Genomic DNA, 1,651 nt, shown 5'->3' on the forward strand with positions numbered 1-1,651 from the left:
CTCGATGGCGTCGCACATCGGGATGTTGAGGCTGTTGCGCTTCGCGTGGTTGTTGAGCCTGATCTCCCGGATCTTCCCGTCGGCGTGGTCGGCGGTGACGACGAGCGGCTGTGCGGCAGTCGCGCCAGTCGCAGTGTCGGTGTTCGAGGTGGTCACGTGGGGGAGTCCTTCCGGGCGGAGAGTTTCTGCGACCTATCATCTTGCCCCATCAACCCTGCCCGCGGGGAGCGGATGGATCAGAACGGGGGCTCCTCCCCGCGGCGCGGAGGGCTGTACGGGCGCAGGCGGTGTTCCGGGAAGTCGTCGATGTCGCGCGGTTCAGTGTCCTGGCTCTCCAGGTACTCCTGGAAGGTGAGTCGGGGCCGGTGCCGTCTGATCTCGGGGATCGACGGGAGGGGCCGGGCGATCCAGGACCGGAGTATCCGTGCCCGCAGCTGCGGCAGACTGCCGTCGGCACCGGCGAGGACGTCGCGGCCGAAGTCCGTGGCACACAGGCTGGAACCGGGTTCGGCGGTGAGCACGTCGGCGTCCACCCCCACCTGCAGGACGGCCGTCAGGGCGGTGGCGTCGCGTGCCGAGTTGATGCCGCCCCGGTATCCGTAGGCGTGATGGACCGGAGGAACGAGTGCGGGGAACTTCCCCGCCAGCGTCCGCACCACGGCCACCGGCAGGAAGCCGTGGTTGGTCACGCGCGGCGGTTTCCCGGAGGTGGCCAGCCGCAGGAGCTCGAAGAGGATCTCCACGTCCGGCACCCCGGAGATGAAGTGGTGGTAGCTGCGCAGCTCGTCCTGGCGGCCCTCCGCCCGCAGCACCGTGTACAGCTCCATGGCGGACTCCGGGTCGGGGAGTTCAGGGGTCATGAGGCCGATCAGCGCCTCGATGATGATGGCGCGTTCCAGGTCGGGAGGCAGCGGCTCCCCGTGCCGGGCCATCTGGACCGCGTTGTACTCCGCGAGCCGCAGCTGCGGCCCGGGCAGCAGGGGAACGGTGTCCTTGAGGATCGCCGGGACGTCCTTGTCCCGGTACTCGTCGCTGAGGATGTCGATGCGAAACACCCAGCCGTCGAGACGGTTGAGTATGAACTCGGCGTCCTGCAGGTGGTCGGGCACCGGGCCGTGGAGGAGTTCCTCGGAGAGTCGCGGATGCTCGAAATGGTGGGCCTCCCGGCCGTGGTACCGCCCGTCGATCCGCAGGACCGCGTCCGGGTTCGGGTACCGGCCGAGCGCGATGCACATCCGGTCCATCAGTTCCTCCACGGTCATGGTGTCCCGGACGGTCAACGTGCGCACGAGTCTGTGCTCCGCCCCCTTGAGTGTCATGGTCACGGTCAGGTACCGGTGTGTGTCCACCATTGTCAGCATGTTCTCCCCCTGTGTGGTCGGTGTCTCCCACACCCCATCACGACAGGCCACCGGCGTCGAGCGTGCTCTGCGGAACCTGTGGACAACTCCGCTGCCGTGCCGTTCCTGTGGACAACACGCCGCTTTTCGACGCCCCGTGTCACCTCTGTGTGGTAGTGCACGACAGGACCCACATGGTGTGAAGCTTCCCCTCTTCAGGCAACTCATGCAACAATCGGCACATGCGAAACATCCTTCACACCGCTGCCGCCGTCGCCGCTGCGACGGCGCTTCTGCTGACCCCCGTCGCC

1 protein-coding gene is annotated in these 1,651 nt (G+C 67.5%); it reads right to left on the reverse strand.

Translation table 11 applies throughout. From position 1 onward, the window contains the following. Nucleotides 1–236: 236 nt before the first annotated feature. Nucleotides 237–1,352, reverse strand: a complete 1,116-nt coding sequence (locus GXZ33_RS08015) for a hypothetical protein (RefSeq protein ID WP_291340318.1) — start codon at nt 1,350–1,352, stop codon at nt 237–239. Nucleotides 1,353–1,651 lie beyond the last annotated feature (299 nt).

Source organism: Corynebacterium sp. (assembly GCF_012838985.1).
In the GTDB taxonomy this organism is placed as follows: Bacteria; Actinomycetota; Actinomycetes; order Mycobacteriales; family Mycobacteriaceae; genus Corynebacterium.

Coding starts and splice junctions, on each gene's coding strand:
- GXZ33_RS08015 (WP_291340318.1), bottom strand. CDS start 1,352: ATGGTGGACACACACCGGTACCTGACCGTGACCATGACACTCAAGGGG.